This window comes from Gluconobacter sp. OJB (genome assembly GCF_039638275.1).
Lineage (GTDB): Bacteria > Pseudomonadota > Alphaproteobacteria > Acetobacterales > Acetobacteraceae > Gluconobacter > Gluconobacter cerevisiae.
The window spans coordinates 103,554-121,545 of sequence record NZ_JBDIWH010000001.1 but is presented as its reverse complement, the minus strand read 5'-3'; the positions used below and the strand labels follow the sequence as shown (position 1 = coordinate 121,545).

Below are 17,992 nucleotides of genomic sequence, written 5' to 3'. Positions count from 1 at the left end.
TCAGCATTTTCGGATAGCTTAGGGCGAGCCTTTTAACAGGACGCACCCCCGCACGATGCCCCAGGACGTGCCACCTTCTTCCGGTTCGCAGCGCCCCGCGCGTCAGGATGTGCCGTCAGGGCGTCTCCGGAAAGGTGCGGCACCACGGAGAGGCAGCCGCCTGAATCTTGACCAGATGCACGGTCGCCTGCTCGGCGTCGGGATGGGTTTTCTCGCGATTTACGGCGCTGTGGCCCTCAAGGCGACCGTCGCCACAGTCCTGATGCCCATGGAGCCGGAAAAGCGTCAGATCGCCCCGCAGGTTCCTGAAATTCCCAAGAGCGATCCGCGCGGAGAAATGTCAGGCGATTTCGTGCTACCGACCGTCAAGCGCGCCACCATCACCGATCGGACCGGTCAGGCTCTGGCGCTCTCGCTGCCCGTAGCGCAGGTTTACGCCAACCCGATGGAACTGATCGACCCGGCAGACGCGGCAGACAAACTCCGCAAAGTCCTCCCACAACTGGATCGGGATGAGACAATCCGGCGCCTGTCGCTGAAAAAACAGTTCGTTTATCTGGCACGCGATATTTCCCCCGTTCAGGAAATCGCCATCAACAATCTGGGCATTCCAGGCATCTATTTTGAAGCGGGCGAACGCCGTCACTATCCGCTTGGCCGCACTGCCGCCCAGATCATGGGCAGCGTCGATATCGACGATCATGGCATCGCGGGCGTGGAGCGGTATTTCGACAAGCGCCTGAATTCCGACAAATCTCCTCTACGCCTGTCTCTGGACGTTCGTGTCCAGACCGTCGCGCATGATGAACTTCAGGCCGCGAAAGACGAGTTCTCCGCCATTGGCGCCAGCGCGATCGTCATGGATGTGCGCACCGGTGAAATTCTGGCCATGGTCAGCCTGCCCGATTATGACGCCAACGATTTCGGACACGCACCCAATGATGCGCGCTTCAACCGCGCCGTCACCGGCATGTACGAACCCGGTTCTACCTTCAAGCTCCAGACTGCCGCAATGGGCCTGCAACTCGGTGTCGTTCATATATGGGACCGTTTCTCAACCATTCCGATCAGGGTCGGCCGCTTCACCATTCGGGACATGAGAACGGATCATTTCGCGCCCTGGCTTTCCCTGCCCGGCGTTCTGGCTTTTTCGTCCAACCCGGCCGCCGCACATATCGCGCTTGATGTCGGTGCGACACGGCAGCAGGACTGGCTGCGGAACATGGGATTCTTCAACCGTGTCCCCGTCGAACTGCCCGAAGCCGGACGTCCGCTTGTTCCGGCACCCCGTAACTGGGGCATTTCCACTGTCATGACGGTCGGCTTCGGACACGGTGTGGCCGAATCACCTCTGGCAATCGTGCGCGGTACAGCAGCGACCGTAAACGGCGGCATTCTACTGAAACCAACGCTGGTAGCCCGCGATACCGAAGACGACAGCAAACCAACACCCGATGCTGATGCAGCGCAACTCCGCCCGGTCGCCTATCGTCCGGGTGCTGACAGTGACGAAATCGGCGCCGAAACCCCTGTGGGCACGCGGGTCCTGTCCGAACAGACCTCCGCACTCCTGCGCAAGCTTCTGCGGCTCGACGTCACACTGGGAAGCGGAAAGTCCGCCGAGGTTCCGGGCTATTACGTCGGCGGCAAGACCGGTACGGCGGAAAAGATCGGCGCGCATGGAGGCTATCTGAAGCACGTCAACGTCTCGGCCTTCACCAGCGTCTTCCCGATGAACAATCCGCATTACGCTGTCTATGTCATGCTCGACAGTCCACAGGGAACGGCGGCAACACATGGCTGGACAACGGCAGCATGGAACGCAGCCCCCACGGTCAAGAGAATCATTTCACGCGTCGGTCCGATCCTTAACCAGTTCCCGGATCTTGCGAACAAGGACGCCATCGACGCCTCCCTGGCCATTCCGATGAACCCACCTGTTCCCCCCGGCTATCATGCGCTCGGCCCCGGAAACGACCCTGGCGATCCACGTAATCAGGCACATACACCCAAGACCCTGCCCTCCAAGACACAGCACTGAACCGTCCCATGCGCCTCTCCCAACTCTTTGCCCTCTGTGGCACATCACACGCCCTGACGGATGATCCTGATATTCTGGCCGTGACTGCCGACAGCCGCGGCGTCAAACCGGGTACGCTGTTCTTTGCTCTGCGCGGCGCAAAACAGGATGGAAGCACCTTCATCGTGCAGGCCCTCTCGCAGGGCGCCGCAGCGGTCATCGTGGATCATGACGCCGCAGAAACTTCAGGCCGGGTTCCTGTAATCGTGCGCCCGGATGCCAAGCATCTTCTGGCCTGCATGGCCTTCGCCCTCGCCGGCCCCCAGCCCTCCTGCATCGCGGCCATCACAGGGACAAACGGCAAAAGCAGCACGGCCGACTTCCTTCGACAGCTCTGGATTCTTCAGGGAAACCGCGCGGCCAGTCTGGGAACGCTGGGGCTTGTGTCAGATACAAAAATCCCCGCCCCTCCAAGCCTCACCACCCCCGATCCCGTCTCACTCGCCCGGACCCTTGCCGCACTGGCCCAAAACGGGGTGGATCATGTCGCGCTTGAAGCCTCCTCGCACGGGCTGGAGCAGCACCGGCTGGACGGCATCACCTTGACAGCTGCTGGCTTTTCCAACCTCACCCGTGATCATCTCGACTATCACCTGACACTGGAAGCCTACCGCACGGCCAAACTGCGCCTGTTTGACGAAGTTTTACCCGAGGGCAGCGTTGCAGCCGTCAATGCCGATATGGACAGCGAGACTTTCGCAGCCCTTCAGGCGATTGCAGCCAGACGAAACCTGAAACTCCGTAGCGTCGGACGTAATGGCGCGGCCCTGCGACTGATCGAAGCCCGTCCCACGCCGTCCGGTCAGATCCTGCGTCTGGCCCTGCATGATGAAGAACTGTCCGAAATATCCCTTTCGCTGCCGGGTCGTTTTCAGGCCGACAACGTGATGCTGGCCGCAGCCATGTGCTGGACGGATGATGTTTCTGATGCCCGGCAGGTTGTCGAGTTACTACCACGCCTGACAGGCGTCCACGGACGATGCGAACGTGCGGTCGAACTGCCCAACGGTGCCGCGGCGTATGTCGATTATGCCCACACGCCCGATGCCCTTGACTGCGTCCTGTCCAGTCTGCGCCCGCATACGACAGGCCGTCTGGTCGTGGTGTTCGGCGCAGGCGGGGACCGTGACCGCGGCAAACGTCCGCTGATGGGAGAGGTCGCGGCACGTATGGCAGATCTGGCCATCGTCACGGACGACAATCCCCGCACGGAAGACCCCATGACGATCCGTTCCGAAATCCGCGCGGCCTGCCCGGACGCTCTGGAAATCGCAGACCGTCGCAGCGCCATCGCAGCAGGGCTTGGGATTCTGAAGCCCGGCGATATTCTTGTCGTAGCAGGCAAGGGACACGAACAGGGACAGATCGTGGGCACGGACATCCTGCCTTTCGACGATCGTCTCGTCCTCCGCGAACTGGCGGGTGCAGCATGAACGTTCTGTGGACCAGCGCAGACCTGCGGGCTGCGACGAGCGGCACGCTTGAAGCCGATGTTCATATTACGGGCATCTCGATCGACACCCGCACGCTCGCGCCCGGAGACCTGTTCATCGCCCTTCGCGGCGAAAGCAGCGATGGCCACGCCCATATCCGGCAGGCTCTGGACAAGGGCGCAGCCTGTGTCCTCGTGCATGACACCGCCGGTCTGAACGATCCGCGCCTCCTGATCGTGCCCGACACCATGACCGCACTGATAGATCTGGGCCGCTACGCCCGCTCCCGTTTCCGCGGAAAAGTCGTGGCCATTACCGGGAGCGTCGGCAAGACAACGACCAAGGACATGCTGAAAGTCGCCCTGTCCGTGATCGGCCCGACCCACGCCGCCGTTGCCTCCTACAACAATCACTGGGGCGTTCCCCTCACGCTGGCCCGGTTGCCGCAGGGCGCGCGCTTCTGCATCAGCGAGATCGGCATGAACCATGTGGGAGAAATCGCGCCCCTTGCCGCGCAGGTGCGTCCCGATGTGGCCATCATCACTACGATCGGCACAGCGCATCTTGGCCATATGGGCAGCATCGAAGCGATTGCACGGGAAAAAGCCTCCCTGTTCGGCGCCCTCCCCGAGCATGGGGTCGCGATTGTTCCCGATGATGCTCATGGACAGACAGTCTTTACGGACGCTCTTCCAGAAGGTTGCACCCTCTGGCGGTCCGGCTTTTCCGCAACGGCGGAACTCCGCCTTGAAGACCTGAACTGCGCGGCGGACGGCAGCCATTTTTCACTCCACACTCCCTGCGGCGAGCAGAACGTGACGCTCACCGCGCCCGGCGAGCATCTTGCCAGAAACGCGGCTCTGGCCCTCGGTGCAGTTGCAGCCCTTGGCGAAGACGTCGCAGCAGCAACCCACGCCCTGAGCAGTTTCGTACCGGGCGCAGGGCGCGGACAGATGCGCACGATCCTGAACGACGTGCGATTGCTCGATGAGAGTTACAACGCTTCCACACCCAGCGTCCGCGCCGCTTTGGCAACGCTTGCTCTCCTTTCGGCCGAGCGGCATGTCGCAGCCCTCGGAGACATCCGCGAACTCGGCACATTCGCCGATGACGAGCACCGCTCTCTGGCGGACGCCGTGCAGACCGCAAACGCTCTTACGTTCTGCTGCGGCCCCCATATGCGCGCTCTTTACGACGCACTTCCCCAAGGGCTTCAGGGAGGTTACGCCGCCGATGCCGCCTCTCTCGCGCCTGTGCTTCTCAACGCCCTCCGCCCCGGTGATCTCCTGCTCGTAAAAGGCAGCTTCGGCAGCCGGATGCGCGACGTGATCTCAGCCCTCGACAATGCCTCCAGCCCGGTCTCTGCCTGATGCTTTTCAATCTTATCGCCGCTCACGATACGTCTCATGGCGGGTTCTTCAACCTGTTCCATTACCTGACGTTCCGCTCGGGCTGCGCCTGTCTGACGGCGCTGGTCATCTCGCTGACTTTGGGCAAACCCTTCATCGCACAACTCAAACGGATCCAGCGCGAAGGCCAGCCGATCCGCTCTGTTGGACCAGAACGCCATATTCTGGAAAAAGCCGGCACGCCGACGATGGGCGGCATGCTGATCCTGATTGCGCTTTTCTCGGCGACCCTGCTCTGGGCGGACCTGACAAACGGCTTCGTCTGGGCTGTCATGCTGACAACGGCAGCTTTCGGAGCCGTTGGTTTTGCGGACGATTACCTGAAGCTCTCCAAACGCAACACAATCGGCGTGTCCAAACGCACCCGGCTGGGCTGCGAATTCCTCACATCGCTGATCGCCGGGATCTGGCTGCAATATCTGACGCCACCGGAACTGCAGAACATGGTGGCTTTTCCGTTCGTCAAGGATGTGCTGCTTCCGCTGGGCTATGCATTCCCGATCTTCGCAATGATCGCCATCACTGGCTTCGGCAATGCCGTAAACTTCACGGACGGGCTGGACGGACTGGCCATCGTGCCGGTCGTGATCGCTGCACTTGTCTTCGCCCTGATTTCCTATCTGGTCGGCAACCACGTTTTTGCGGATTATCTGCAACTGCACCCGGTTCCAGGTACGGGCGAACTGGCGGTTTTCTGTGCAGCCCTGATTGGCGCAGGCCTCGGATTTCTATGGTTCAACGCCCCGCCTGCGGCTGTCTTTATGGGCGATACCGGCTCGCTGTCCCTCGGCGGAGCACTTGGCGCCATCGCCGTCGCCACCAAGCATGAGCTCGTCCTGTGCATTGTGGGCGGCGTTTTCGTGGCCGAAACCCTTTCCGTCGTCATTCAGGTCTTCTGGTTCAAGCGAACAGGACGCCGCGTATTCCTCATGGCGCCGCTCCACCACCATTTCGAGAAAAAAGGCTGGCAGGAACCTAAAATCGTCATCCGCTTCTGGATCGTCTCCATTGTGCTCGGCCTGTGCGGCCTTGCGACCCTGAAACTGCGATGAACGGCTTCCCGTCCAATCTTCTTGCAGGCGAGCGTTATGCCGTCTGCGGTCTGGGACGCAACGGCGCAGCTGTCGTCCATGCCCTGCTCGGAATGGGCGCACAGGTTCAGGCCTGGGACGATCGCAATGCCGATCTGCCTGCACATCCGGGCCTGACGCTTGCTCCTCTGAACGATCTGTCAGGGATGACGGCCCTCATCCTGTCTCCGGGCATTCCGCACCTCCTGCCGAAGGCCCATCCAGTCGCAGAGCTCGCCCACGCGCAGGGCATCCAGATCCTGTCCGATGCCGAAATCCTGTATCGGGTCGTTCGGAAATCCGGTTCAAAAGCCGCGTTCGTGGCCGTCACCGGCACAAACGGCAAATCAACGACAACAGCCCTGATCGCCCATCTTTTTACGATGGCCGGGCGCCCCTGCGTAGCAGGCGGCAATCTGGGGACGGCCTCTCTGGCGCTCCCGTTCCTGCCCGATGACGGCGTCTATGTGATCGAAATGTCGTCCTACATGCTCGAACGGCTGGACCGTTTTCATGCCAGCACGGCCTGCCTGCTGAACCTGACGCCCGACCATCTGGACCGGCACGGCGACATGACCGGCTATGCCGCAGCCAAGGCGCATGTCTTCGACAATATGGGCTCCGGTGATCTCGCCGTGATCGGCACCGATGATGACTGGTGCCGCGCCATTGCGTCAAAGGTCGCAGCGCGCGGCGTGCAGGTCATGGAACTGGACGCCGATACTCTGCCCCCTTTCGACGGTCCAGCCCTTCCGGGCCGGCACAACGCCCAGAATGTTGGTGCAGCCTGCGCCATCGCGCGTCATCTCGGCCTTGATGAGGCAGCACTCCGCGATGGTCTGAAATCATTCCCTGGCCTGGAACATCGCCTGCAGAAAGTCGCGGAATGCGACGGCGTGTCGTTTATCAATGACAGCAAGGCCACAAATGCCGAAGCCGCCTCTAAGGCCCTTACTTCGTATGACAGGGTCATGTGGATTGCGGGCGGCGTTGCAAAAGCGGGCGGCATCGAGAGCCTTGCACCATTCTTCGGACATATCGCACAGGCTTTTCTGATCGGGCAGGATGCTGACATGCTCGCTGCGACACTGGTCAGGCACGATGTGCCTTTCCAGCAGTGCGGAACGCTGGAGAATGCCGTCCCGGCAGCCTTCAGTGCGGCTCTCGCCCAGACTGTCCCGGTTGTCCTGCTCTCGCCTGCCTGTGCAAGTTTTGATCAATTTCGCAGTTTCGAGGATCGTGGGTCACACTTTCTTCAGATTTGCGATAATATTGTGAAATCAGACCATTCGGGCACCACGCTCATGCAAAAGCTGGAGAATTGACACCATGTCGGGACTGTCCCGTGTCGAGACCTCCGCTGTCGCCCGCTGGTGGCGAAACCTTGACCGCGTCACGCTGGCCTGCGTCGGCCTGCTGATCGGACTGGGCTATGTGCTGATGCTCGCCGCCAGCCCCGCAGTGGCGTCACGCATCGGCGCTTCACGCAACATGTTCATTCTCAAGCAGGTGATCTTTCTGGCGTTGGCTGGAGGGATCGTGCTCGGCACATCATATCTGTCCCGTAGGGCGATCAAAAGACTGGCGATCATCGGCGGGATTATCGCGTTGGGTGCCACGGCCATGACGCTGGTGCACGGTATGGAAATCAAGGGCGCACGCCGCTGGATCGCGCTCCCGATGATGTCCGTGCAGCCCTCCGAGTTCCTCAAACCCTGCTTTGCCGTCGTGACGGGATGGCTGCTCTCCGCAAGACGTTCTGTCGTCATCTGGGGCAATATCGCGTTTCCAGGCATGCTGATTGCGTTCCTGTGCTTCGGCTTCATCCTGCTCCTGCTGAAATCACAGCCTGATATCGGAATGCTCTCCGTCATCACGATGGTCTTCATGACCCAGCTTTTCGTGGATGGCCTCAAGCTCTACTGGGTTGGACTGTGCGTTGCAGGCATGGCAGGCGCCTTTGCGGTGGCCTATATCGTCTTTCCGCACGTCCAGTCCCGCGTCCAGCGCTTCCTGCATCCCGATGTCGGTGATCACTACCAGATCGACACTGCCCTGCGTGCCTTTGGAAACGGCGGCCTTCTGGGGCGCGGCCCCGGTGAAGGACGGGTGAAGGACCTGCTTCCCGACGCCCATGCCGACTTTGTTTTTGCGGTTGCTGGTGAGGAATACGGCCTGATCCTGTGTGTGATCATCATTCTGCTTTTCGGAACGATCGTTTTGCGGACCCTCCTCAAGCTGATGCATGAAGACGATCCGTTCGTCATTGTCTCAACAGCGGGACTGGTGACGGGTTTTGGCCTTCAGGCCTTCGTCAACATGGGTTCGACATTGCATCTGATCCCGACAAAGGGCATGACGCTCCCCTTCATTTCCTACGGCGGCAGTTCGGCGATGTCGATCGCCCTGACCATGGGGATGGTCCTGGCCCTGACCCGTCATCATGTCGGCCAAGGTAAAATCGGTCAGAGAGCCTCTGCGTCTTACGGCCAGAACCCGTTATTTGAAAGGAATGCGCCGTGAGCCGCCCCATCGTTATCGCCGCCGGGGGCACCGGGGGACATTTCTTTCCAGCCGAAGCCGTCGCGACCATTCTTGCGGAACGGGGCCATGACCTCGTACTCATGACCGACGCCCGGCATGGACGCCGGGACACGGGCCTGTTCAAAGACCTCCCGCAATATGTGCTGGATGGTGCCGGTGTGGCAGGCAAAGGCCTTGGCGGAAAAGTCCGGGGCGTGCTCGCATTGCTGCGCGGCATAAGAGAAGCACGTCGCGTCCTCAAATCCCTTGATGCGGCAGCCGTCGTCGGTTTTGGCGGCTATCCATCCATCCCCCCCCTGACCGCATCCCGGTTCCTACCCTCCGCAAAGCGGCCCCGCATGGTCATTCATGAGGGCAATGCGGTCCTCGGACAGGCGAATGCCTTCCTCTCCCGTTTCTCTCCGCTGATCGCCACATCCTACACGACAGTCGCGCGCCTCCCGCAAAACGCACAGACGACACTCACTGGCATGCCTGTACGCGCAGGCATCGAAGCGCTCTTCGAAAGCACCTATGCAACTCCCGAAGAGCGGATCAATCTTCTGGTCTGGGGCGGCTCTCTCGGAGCGCGTGTCTTTTCCGAGATCGTTCCACAGGCCCTCGCTGCCCTTCCCGAAGAATTCCGCAAGCGCCTCAAAGTGACGCAGCAGATCAAAGCCGACGATCTGGACCGCGTCCGCGCCATCTATATGGAAGCCGGTATCGAAGTCGAAGCCGCACCGTTTTTCACAGATGTGCCCACCTGCCTCAGAGACGCACATCTGGTGATCGGTCGTGCGGGCGGCTCTTCGGTCGCGGAACTGACCATGTCAGGCCGCCCCTCCCTTCTCGTTCCGCTTCCCATCGCAGCCTCCGATGAACAGGGCGCAAATGGTCAGGCGCTCGTGGATGCGGGTGCCGCTTGGATGATCCGCCAGCCGGATTTTACGCCCGCAGCTCTGACCAGTCTGCTGACAGAGCTGTTTTCCCATCCTGAAAAACTCGAAAATGCAGCAAAAGCCGCTCATTCCTGTGCGCGCCCTCATGCTGCCGCAAAAGTCGCGGATCTGATTGAATCCGCTCTTCGTCCCTGATCCTCCGCTTCTACCCAAGAGTACCTGCCCCATGCGCGCCCTGCCCCTGAACATCGGAACCATTCACTTCGTCGGTATCGGCGGCATCGGCATGTCCGGCATTGCCGAAGTGCTGCACATGCTGGGCTACAGGGTGCAGGGTTCGGACATCGTGGAGGGTGCGAATGTGCAACGCCTGCGTCAGTCCGGAATTGTCGTTCATATCGGCCATGACGCAGCCAACCTGGGCGATGCACAGGTTGTCGTCACTTCTACGGCAGTGAAGAAAGACAACCCCGAAGTCGTGGCGGCGCGTGCCAAGCTCATCCCGGTCGTCCGCCGTGCGGAAATGCTGGCCGAACTAATGCGCCTGCGCTGGTCCGTCGCCATCGGTGGCACGCACGGCAAGACCACGACCACCAGCCTCGTCGCCTGTGTTTTGGAACATGCAAAACTCGACCCCACCGTCATCAATGGTGGCATCATCGAAGCCTATGGCACCAATACACGCATGGGCTCGGGCGACTGGATGGTCGTCGAGGCCGACGAAAGCGACGGCTCTTTCCTGCGTCTACCTGCCGTGATCGCGGTCGTGACGAACATGGACCCGGAACATCTGGATCACTGGGGCACGGAAGAGGCCATGCAGGCCGGTTACGATCAGTTCGTTTCCAACATCCCGTTCTATGGCTTTGCAGTTTTGTGTGTGGACCATCCTCAGGTCCAGCAGATGATCCCGCGCCTGTCCGATCATCGCGTCATCACTTACGGCTTCAGCCCGCAGGCCGATATCCGCGCTGAAAAGGTCGTCATGGACAAGCGGGGCGCCACGTTTGAGGTCGTGGTCACGAACCGCCAGCGTAACCGCTCCCGCCGGGCGGGTCCGTTCCGTCTGCCGATGCTTGGGCACCATAACGTCCTGAACTCGCTGGCCGCCATCGCCGTCGCCCTTGAAATGGAAATCAGCGATTCCGTCATCGCGTCTGCCCTGACGACGTTCAAGGGCGTCAAGCGCCGCTTCACGCGCACCGGCGACTACAACGGTATCTCCATCATCGACGATTACGGCCATCACCCGGTTGAAATCGCCGCCGTTCTGAAAGCCGCACGTCAGGCCGGCGCAAAGAACGTCATCGCCGTCGTGCAGCCGCATCGCTATTCACGCCTGAAAGTCCTGTTCAACGAATTCTGCACCTGCATGAACGACGCCGATACGGTTATCGTGGCAGACGTGTATGCCGCTGGTGAAAACCCCATCGAAGACGCCGGCCGCGATGCACTCGTCGAAGGTCTGCGCGATCGTGGCCACCGCTCCGTCGTACCGCTCCCCGACCCCGCACATCTGCCGGAAATGATCAATGCCATCGCCAAGCCCGGTGACTACGTTGTCTGCCTCGGCGCCGGAACCATCACCCAGTGGGCGCAAGCGCTCCCTGCCCAGCTCGAAGCTCTGAACCGCCAGCCCGCAACCGAAGGCGCGGCATGACGGACAGCAGCGATTTTCCGGTCAAGGGCCTGCGGGGAAGACTGACGCCGAACGCCCCTCTTGGTCCGCGTGCGTGGTTCCGCGTCGGCGGTCCGGCGGACTGGGTCTTCATTCCTGAAGATCAGGACGATCTGGCACTTTTCCTGCGTGAAAAGCCTGCATCCATGCCGGTTACGGTTCTGGGTGCCTGCTCGAACGTCATCATCCGCGATGGCGGCATTGCAGGCACGGTCATTCGTCTGGCGCGTGGCTTTGCGGATATCGACATACAGGACAACAGCCTGATCGTCGGGGCGGCAGCCCTCGACATCACCGTGGCCGAACATGCCGCCGCAGCCGGTCTGGCCGGTCTGGAGTTTCTGGCTGGCATTCCGGGGTCGATCGGCGGCGCAGTTCGTATGAACGCAGGCGCCTACGGATCTGATCTCGATGCCATCCTCGAATGGGCCGAAATCCTGACCGAAAACGGCGAACTGCGCCGTCTATCCCGTGCAGAACTGGGTTTTGCGTATCGCCATTCAGAGCTTCCCGAAGGCAGCGTGGTGATCCGGGCCTGCCTGCGAGGAACGCCCGATGATGCGAACGCCATCCGCAGCCGCATTGCGGACATCAGAGCCTCCCGCGAGGCTTCACAGCCCGTCCGTGCACGCACAGGCGGCTCCACGTTCCGCAATCCCGAAGGCCACAAAGCCTGGCAACTGATCGACGAAGCCGGATGCCGCGGCCTTCGGATCGGAGATGCGCAGGTCAGCGAAAAACACTGCAATTTTCTGCTCAATCTGGGACAGGCCAGCAGCACGGATCTGGAAACGCTGGGCGAAACGGTGCGCAAAAAAGTTCTGGCGCAAAGCGGCGTCAGTCTGCATTGGGAAATCAAACGGATCGGACGTCAGTCCGAAGGAGAGCAGACGCTATGAAAGTCGCAGTCCTGTTGGGCGGAACATCCAGCGAGCGCCCCGTCAGCCTCGTCACTGGCGAGGCCGTGATCAAGGCCCTGCGTGACACAGGTCATGACGTCACGCCGATCGATGTCGGCGCTGATATTGCCGCGACAATTTCCAGTCTGAAATCTGCTGCTCCGGACGTCGTTTTCAACGCATTGCACGGCCCGGGCGGCGAAGACGGCGCCATTCAGGGCGTTCTGGAGTGGCTCGGTCTTCCCTATACGCATTCCGGAATCCGCGCCTCTGCCGTCGCCATGGACAAGGGCGCTACCCGCATCCTTCTGGCCGCCGCAGGTCTGCCGGTGGCGCAGGGACGTGTGATCACGGTCGAGGAACTGGCCGAAGCCGATCCTCTTGCCACACCCTATGTCATCAAACCCGTCGCCGAAGGCTCGTCCGTAGGGGTCGAGATCGTCCGATCCGGAGACAATCGGCGCGCTGAAATTGCGCAGACCTGGCGTTTCGGAAAGAACGCACTGGTCGAAAGCTTCATTCCTGGCCGGGAACTGACCGCCAGCGTCATGGGAGACCGGGCCCTCGCCGTCACAGATATCCTGCCTTGCGAAACAGCCGCGTTCTATGATTTCGAAGCCAAGTACAAGGCTGGCGGCTCGCGTCACGTCGTTCCCGCAGACATCCCACAGACCGTGACTGATCGCGCGCTCGACTACGCCTTGCGCGCTCATCAGGCGCTGGGCTGTCAGGGCGCCAGCCGCACCGATTTCCGTTACGACGAGGATACCGACACGCTGGTCATCCTTGAAATCAACACACAGCCGGGCATGACGCCAACCTCCCTATTGCCGGAACAGGCCGCCTATTGCGGCATTCCCTATCCGGACCTGTGTGACTGGATGGTCCGGGAGGCACTGACGCGCTGATGCGGGAAGACCCGTCCTTTCAGAAAAACGATTTTATCCGGGAACGCTATTCCGGCGGTATTCCGCCGCAGGAAGATCGCCCTTCCCGGGCAAAGCTGTTCTGGCGCCGGCAACGGCGGCTGGTTAGGCCTGCAATCGTGTTTCTGGTCGTGATGGGTCTTGCAGGTGCGGGCATGCGCCTGCTGTACGACGCAGCTTCGGAAGCACGCTTTGCACCCCTGCGCGAACGTCTGGTCGCAATGGAGCCGCTGCCCATCCGCCACATCGTCATCAACGGTCGCGGCATGACGAGCGAAGCCTCAATTCAGGACGCGCTCGGAACCTCCATCGGACACCCGATTTTCGGGTTCTCCGTCGAGGCCGCCCGCCAGCGACTGGACGAGCTTCCCTTCATCGACCACGCCACAGTCGAACGGCACATGCCCGATACCGTCATCATCACACTGGTCGAGCGCACCCCGATCGCCGTCTGGCAGGACCGCGGGCATTTCATGCTCATCAACCGCGTTGGTGAGGAAGTTCCCGATCAGGGACTGACGGGAAAAAATGCGCAGGCCTTCCTTCAGCTTCCTCTCGTTGTAGGTGAAGGCGCCAATACCGCTGCGGCAAGCGTCATTGATGCACTCAACCACGAACCGCTGGTCAAGGCTCAGGTTACGGCCCTGATCCGGGTTGGAGGCCGACGCTGGAATGCAACGCTCAAGGACGGCACCACCGTTTTGCTGCCTGAAGGCGAAGAAGCCGCAGCTTTTGCGCGTCTGGCGCGTTACCAGCAGAGCATGCATCTTCTGGAGCGTCCGGTTCAGTCGATCGATCTGCGTCTCCCGGACAGGATGGTCGTCCACCAACCACCTCAGGCAGCGTCGTCACCAGATGGCGCAAAGCCTGATCCGTCCTCACCGCCACCACAAGCAGACGGCACGAAGCAGCCATGAACGACCATAATGCCATGTCAGATCTTCCGGCATTCCGGCGCCGGGGCGGTCTGAGGGGCCGGTCCCTCATCCCTGTTGGCGGCGAGCGTGATGTCAGCGTCAACCGGGTCCCGCGCGACATCCTGCCCCTTCCACCGGAAGAAACGCATCGCAGCATCGCGTGGCGCCCGGGCATCTTCGGCGCACTGGATATCGGCACGACGAAAATGACCTGCCTGATCGGCAAGGGCGAGGCCGACGGTTCCATTCAGGTCCTGGGTCACGGATGGCGCCGCTCACACGGTATCCGTTCAGGATCGATCGTCGATATCCGCGAAGCGGAAGCCGCCATCAGGGCGACGGTCGGTCAGGCCGAAGAAGCCGCCGAACGACGGATGGACTCACTGGTTGTCAACCTGTCGTGCGGCAGACCGCTGAGCCGTCTGGTGGACGCGCAGATTCCGATCGGCGGACGCGAAGTGACAGCCGGAGACGTTCAGCGTCTCATTGCGGAAGGACAGGCCCGAGCCTGGATGGAAGGCCGCGAGGTCATCCATACCCTCCCGATCGGATATGTCGTGGATTCCATTCCTGGAATTGCCGACCCAATCGGCCATCAATGCGAAGAACTGGCGACCCGGATGCATGTCGTGGACATGAATTCCAGCGCCCTGCGTACTCTGGACGCCGTTTTGCAACATGCAGAACTCAAGCTGGACGGACTGGTTGCAAGCCCCTTTGCCTCAGGAATTTCGGTTCTGGCGGCGGAAGAACGGGAGCTTGGCGTCACCGTCGTGGAAATGGGCGGGGGCACCACGTCTCTAGCTGTTTTCTGCGAAGGAAAACTGCTTCACACGGCCCAGATCCGCGTCGGCGGCCTGCATGTCACGCGCGATATTGCAGGCGTCCTGTCAACGTCTCTGGAAACGGCTGAGCGTCTCAAGACGATGTATGGCGCAGCCCAGATGGGTTCTGACGACCAGCGGGAAATCCTTTCGGTTCCCCTGATCGGCGAAAACAGCGACCGGCTGGTGCGCCTTCAGCGTTCCAAGGTCATTTCCGTCATCCAGCCCCGGATCGAGGAAACCCTTGAACTTGTCCGGCAATCACTCGACAATGCCGGACTGGGCCGACTTGCCAATGGCAGGGTCGTCCTTACCGGCGGAGCCTCCCTTCTTGAAGGGATCGTTCCCGTCGCTACCCGTATTCTGGGCCGTCCTGTCCGGATGGGAAAACCCCAGAACATCTACGGCCTGCCCGAGACAGCCGCGGCTTCGGCAGGCTTTTCAACCGCTGCGGGGCTTCTGGCCTGGGCAGCGGGCGCGGATCGGGATTTCGGAGATATTTCCGCCCCCGAACCAAGACCTCGCGGACTTGTTAAACGTCTCGTAGGCTTCATACGCAATAATGTATAAGCTATTACAGATCATAACGCCCTCACCTGTCGCTTTCCTGAAGTTCCGGACCAGATCATGACGCTGAACCTTACCCCTACTCCCAATTCCCACGTTGAGCTGGCGCCACGGATTACCGTGATCGGCGTTGGCGGCGGAGGGACGAACGCCGTCGACAACATGATTGCGTCTGATCTCAAGGGCGTCGAATTCGTCGTTGCCAACACCGACGCCCAGCAGCTTGCACACTCCAAGGCCGAACGCCGCGTCCAGCTTGGCCCCCATCTGACGCGCGGACTGGGTGCAGGCGCAAAACCAGAAATCGGTCGTGAAGCCGCCGAAGAAGCGGCTCAGGAAATCGACCGGCAGCTTGAAGGCGCCAATCTGGTCTTCATCACAGCTGGCATGGGCGGCGGCACAGGAACAGGTGCGGCTCCCGTCATCGCAAGGATGGCTCGTGAGCGTGGTGTTCTGACGGTAGGCGTCGTCTCGAAGCCCTTCAACTTCGAAGGACGCCGCCGCACGACCGCTGCCGAAAACGGCATTGCCGAGCTTCAGAAGCACGTCGATACGCTGATTGTCATCCCGAACCAGAATCTGTTCAATTCGGCAACGCAGAACACAACGTTCCGCGAAGCCTTCCGGATGGCCGACAACGTTCTGAACATGGGTGTACGCGGTATTACCGACCTCATGGTCTCGCCTGGCCTGATCAATCTCGATTTCGCGGACGTCAAGGCCGTGATGGAAGAGATGGGCAAGGCCATGATGGGGACGGGCGAAGCCTCCAGCGAAGAAGACGCTGAAGACCGCGCAGTTCTCGCAGCCGAGCGTGCGATTTCCAACCCGCTGCTGGAAGACGCCTCCATGGCTGGCGCACGTGGCCTTCTCATTAACATCACCGGTGGCGAAGATCTGACACTTTACGAAGTCAACGCCGCCGCAGACCGTATCCGCGAAGAAGTAGCCGATGACGCCAACATCATTTTCGGCGCGCTGATTGACGAAAAGCTGAATGGTCGCGTCCGCGTCTCTGTCGTCGCAACCGGTATAGACACCCAGCCGCGTCAGGATCCGTCCGCTCCCCCCGAGTCCATTCAGACTTCCACGCCCCACGCGAACCCTTCCTCACAGTCGGCACCCAGAGAGACGTCTTCTCCTCGTGCCAACACACCGTCTTTTCAGCCCGGCTCAACCTATGCTGGCGGCCCACCGCGCCCAAACTTCGCGCTTGATGCCCAACAGGCACAGACTCACAACACAGCCCCCCCGCCTTCGCAGGAAGCCCCTGCGCCCGAGCACCATGCTCCTGAAAGCCAGTCGCCACGACAGGACAGCGTTCATCAGCCATCCCCCCGAGCCGGGCTGTTTTCCGACCCATCCCGCCATGCTCCCCAGCAGCAGGCCGAACCGCCCCGCAGCCTGTTTGGCATGGTCACAGGCGCTTTCCGCAGCCGTCCGCCTCAGCCGCAACAGGACCAGCAGCCGACACAACGCGCTGAGCCAAACACACGCGACGGATACCCGCATCAGGCTCCACAGCATCCCGAACAGCCTTCGAGCGGCGGCGATGACTCCAATCTGGATATCCCGACCTATCTGCGTCGCTGATCAATACCCCCTCTTGTTCTGCGAACAAGAGGGGTAATATCCGGCAACAATCGTTGACTGGAACCAAAGTCCGGTATCTGTTTTTTAGTCTCCGGAACCAAATTTTTCGGAGGCTTTATGCAGGTTGCGCCCAAGCAAGGTGTAAAAACGGCGAATAGCGTTGGTGCAGGACGACTGGAGATGGCGTCAGGCGTTGACGGTTCGTCTTCCCGCCTAGAGCGCAGCGGCCCGAAAAATCTGCAGACAACTCTTGCATACCCCATCCACTGTCAGGGAATCGCCCTGCATAGCGGCGTCACGGTCAATCTCCATCTTTCTCCTGCGCCTGCCAATACAGGGATCAGGTTCCAACGCTCGGATAAAGAAGGTTCCCCCTCTTTCCCAGCGACCTATGACCATATCGTGGACACCCGTCTTTCAACGGTCGTTGCGTGCCAAACTGATCCATCCCTGCGTGTAGCCACAATCGAACACCTGATGGCGGCCCTCAATGCCTGCGAGATCGATAACATCCTGATTGCAGTCAGCGGCCCAGAGTTGCCAGTTCTCGACGGGGCTTCGGACGCTTTCGCATTTCTGATCCAGTGCGCTGGCCGCAAGGTCCTCGATACCCCCCGTCAGGTCATTGAAATTCTGCGCAATATACGCGTCGAAGGCGAAGACGGGGCTTTTGCCGAACTGCGCCCTGCACAGCGCGGACTTTCACTGGCCATTTCTCTGAGCTTCGCCGCTCAGGCCATTGGAAACCAGCGTTACGCCATGCAGCTCAACGAGCAGCGTTTCATGGAAGAGGTTGCGTTCTGCCGGACATTCGTCAACCGGCAGGATATCGAATACCTTCAAAGTATCGGCCTGGCGCGCGGTGGCTCATTGGAAAATGCCGTCGTCGTGGATGGTGAAAATATCCTCAATCCTGCAGGATTAAAAATCGAACGGGAATTCGCCCGTCACAAATTACTCGACGCCATTGGCGATCTGTATTGTGCCGGCCATAGGATGCAGGCCGGTTTTATTGGGCACAAATCCGGTCACACGCTCAACAACCGGCTTCTGCGAACGGTTTTTTCAGACACTTCCAACTGGCGCTTCCTTCCCACAGGCCCCTCCCGGTCTGTTACAAAAGCTCTCCGCACGCGCGTTGCCGCCTGAGACGCATGGCAGGTCTTTCGTCAGC

Annotated in this window: 14 protein-coding genes; all 14 read left to right on the top strand. The window is 60.7% G+C overall.

Annotation, left to right across the window (positions count from 1 at the left end; genetic code table 11):
• Positions 1-55: 55 nt before the first annotated feature.
• Positions 56-2,041 carry a penicillin-binding protein 2 gene (locus ABDK74_RS00550; RefSeq protein WP_346002296.1) on the top strand — a complete coding sequence of 662 codons (1,986 nt, stop codon included), beginning with the start codon at positions 56-58 and terminating at the stop codon, positions 2,039-2,041.
• Between the two features lie 8 nt (positions 2,042-2,049).
• A complete protein-coding gene (locus ABDK74_RS00545; RefSeq protein ID WP_346002295.1) occupies positions 2,050-3,513 on the top strand; it encodes a UDP-N-acetylmuramoyl-L-alanyl-D-glutamate--2,6-diaminopimelate ligase in 1,464 nt (487 codons plus the stop codon).
• On the top strand, positions 3,510-4,883 hold the full coding sequence (murF, locus tag ABDK74_RS00540; protein WP_346002294.1) for a UDP-N-acetylmuramoyl-tripeptide--D-alanyl-D-alanine ligase: 1,374 nt from the start codon (positions 3,510-3,512) through the stop codon (positions 4,881-4,883). The genes ABDK74_RS00545 and murF overlap by 4 nt, the downstream gene beginning before the upstream one ends.
• A complete protein-coding gene (mraY, locus tag ABDK74_RS00535; protein WP_346002293.1) occupies positions 4,883-5,974 on the top strand; it encodes a phospho-N-acetylmuramoyl-pentapeptide-transferase in 1,092 nt (363 codons plus the stop codon). Before murF ends, mraY begins: the two co-directional genes overlap by 1 nt.
• Complete coding sequence (gene murD, locus ABDK74_RS00530; protein ID WP_346002292.1) at positions 5,971-7,317, top strand: UDP-N-acetylmuramoyl-L-alanine--D-glutamate ligase; 1,347 nt, start codon at positions 5,971-5,973, stop codon at positions 7,315-7,317. Before mraY ends, murD begins: the two co-directional genes overlap by 4 nt.
• A 4-nt stretch (positions 7,318-7,321) precedes the next feature.
• A complete protein-coding gene (locus ABDK74_RS00525) occupies positions 7,322-8,515 on the top strand; it encodes a putative peptidoglycan glycosyltransferase FtsW (protein ID WP_346002291.1) in 1,194 nt (397 codons plus the stop codon).
• A complete protein-coding gene (gene murG / locus ABDK74_RS00520) occupies positions 8,512-9,609 on the top strand; it encodes an undecaprenyldiphospho-muramoylpentapeptide beta-N-acetylglucosaminyltransferase (protein WP_346002290.1) in 1,098 nt (365 codons plus the stop codon). Before ABDK74_RS00525 ends, murG begins: the two co-directional genes overlap by 4 nt.
• A gap of 31 nt (positions 9,610-9,640) precedes the next feature.
• Entirely contained in the window at positions 9,641-11,074 is a 1,434-nt protein-coding gene (gene murC, locus ABDK74_RS00515) for a UDP-N-acetylmuramate--L-alanine ligase (RefSeq protein ID WP_346002289.1), read from the top strand.
• A complete protein-coding gene (gene murB / locus ABDK74_RS00510) occupies positions 11,071-11,991 on the top strand; it encodes a UDP-N-acetylmuramate dehydrogenase (protein ID WP_346002288.1) in 921 nt (306 codons plus the stop codon). The genes murC and murB overlap by 4 nt, the downstream gene beginning before the upstream one ends.
• On the top strand, positions 11,988-12,899 hold the full coding sequence (locus ABDK74_RS00505) for a D-alanine--D-alanine ligase (RefSeq protein WP_346002287.1): 912 nt from the start codon (positions 11,988-11,990) through the stop codon (positions 12,897-12,899). The genes murB and ABDK74_RS00505 overlap by 4 nt, the downstream gene beginning before the upstream one ends.
• Positions 12,899-13,834, top strand: coding sequence for an FtsQ-type POTRA domain-containing protein (locus tag ABDK74_RS00500; RefSeq protein ID WP_346002286.1), 936 nt, complete (start codon positions 12,899-12,901; stop codon positions 13,832-13,834). Before ABDK74_RS00505 ends, ABDK74_RS00500 begins: the two co-directional genes overlap by 1 nt.
• Positions 13,831-15,228, top strand: coding sequence for a cell division protein FtsA (gene ftsA / locus ABDK74_RS00495; protein ID WP_194254671.1), 1,398 nt, complete (start codon positions 13,831-13,833; stop codon positions 15,226-15,228). The genes ABDK74_RS00500 and ftsA overlap by 4 nt, the downstream gene beginning before the upstream one ends.
• Before the next feature lie 57 nt (positions 15,229-15,285).
• Positions 15,286-16,818, top strand: coding sequence for a cell division protein FtsZ (ftsZ, locus tag ABDK74_RS00490; protein WP_346002285.1), 1,533 nt, complete (start codon positions 15,286-15,288; stop codon positions 16,816-16,818).
• Positions 16,819-16,998: 180 nt separating this feature from the next.
• Positions 16,999-17,967 (top strand): UDP-3-O-acyl-N-acetylglucosamine deacetylase, encoded by a 969-nt coding sequence (lpxC, locus tag ABDK74_RS00485; RefSeq protein WP_408874487.1) that lies wholly within the window; start codon positions 16,999-17,001, stop codon positions 17,965-17,967.
• Positions 17,968-17,992: the final 25 nt, after the last annotated feature.

Bases quoted from the DNA above. Each gene is read 5' to 3' on its own strand.
- ABDK74_RS00525 (WP_346002291.1), top strand. From the start codon at position 7,322: ATGTCGGGACTGTCCCGTGTCGAGACCTCCGCTGTCGCCCGCTGGTGG.
- ABDK74_RS00500 (WP_346002286.1), top strand. From the start codon at position 12,899: ATGCGGGAAGACCCGTCCTTTCAGAAAAACGATTTTATCCGGGAACGC.
- murF (WP_346002294.1), top strand. From the start codon at position 3,510: ATGAACGTTCTGTGGACCAGCGCAGACCTGCGGGCTGCGACGAGCGGC.
- mraY (WP_346002293.1), top strand. From the start codon at position 4,883: ATGCTTTTCAATCTTATCGCCGCTCACGATACGTCTCATGGCGGGTTC.
- murC (WP_346002289.1), top strand. From the start codon at position 9,641: ATGCGCGCCCTGCCCCTGAACATCGGAACCATTCACTTCGTCGGTATC.
- ABDK74_RS00545 (WP_346002295.1), top strand. From the start codon at position 2,050: ATGCGCCTCTCCCAACTCTTTGCCCTCTGTGGCACATCACACGCCCTG.
- murD (WP_346002292.1), top strand. From the start codon at position 5,971: ATGAACGGCTTCCCGTCCAATCTTCTTGCAGGCGAGCGTTATGCCGTC.
- murB (WP_346002288.1), top strand. From the start codon at position 11,071: ATGACGGACAGCAGCGATTTTCCGGTCAAGGGCCTGCGGGGAAGACTG.
- ABDK74_RS00505 (WP_346002287.1), top strand. From the start codon at position 11,988: ATGAAAGTCGCAGTCCTGTTGGGCGGAACATCCAGCGAGCGCCCCGTC.
- ftsZ (WP_346002285.1), top strand. From the start codon at position 15,286: ATGACGCTGAACCTTACCCCTACTCCCAATTCCCACGTTGAGCTGGCG.
- lpxC (WP_408874487.1), top strand. From the start codon at position 16,999: ATGGCGTCAGGCGTTGACGGTTCGTCTTCCCGCCTAGAGCGCAGCGGC.
- ftsA (WP_194254671.1), top strand. From the start codon at position 13,831: ATGAACGACCATAATGCCATGTCAGATCTTCCGGCATTCCGGCGCCGG.
- ABDK74_RS00550 (WP_346002296.1), top strand. From the start codon at position 56: ATGCCCCAGGACGTGCCACCTTCTTCCGGTTCGCAGCGCCCCGCGCGT.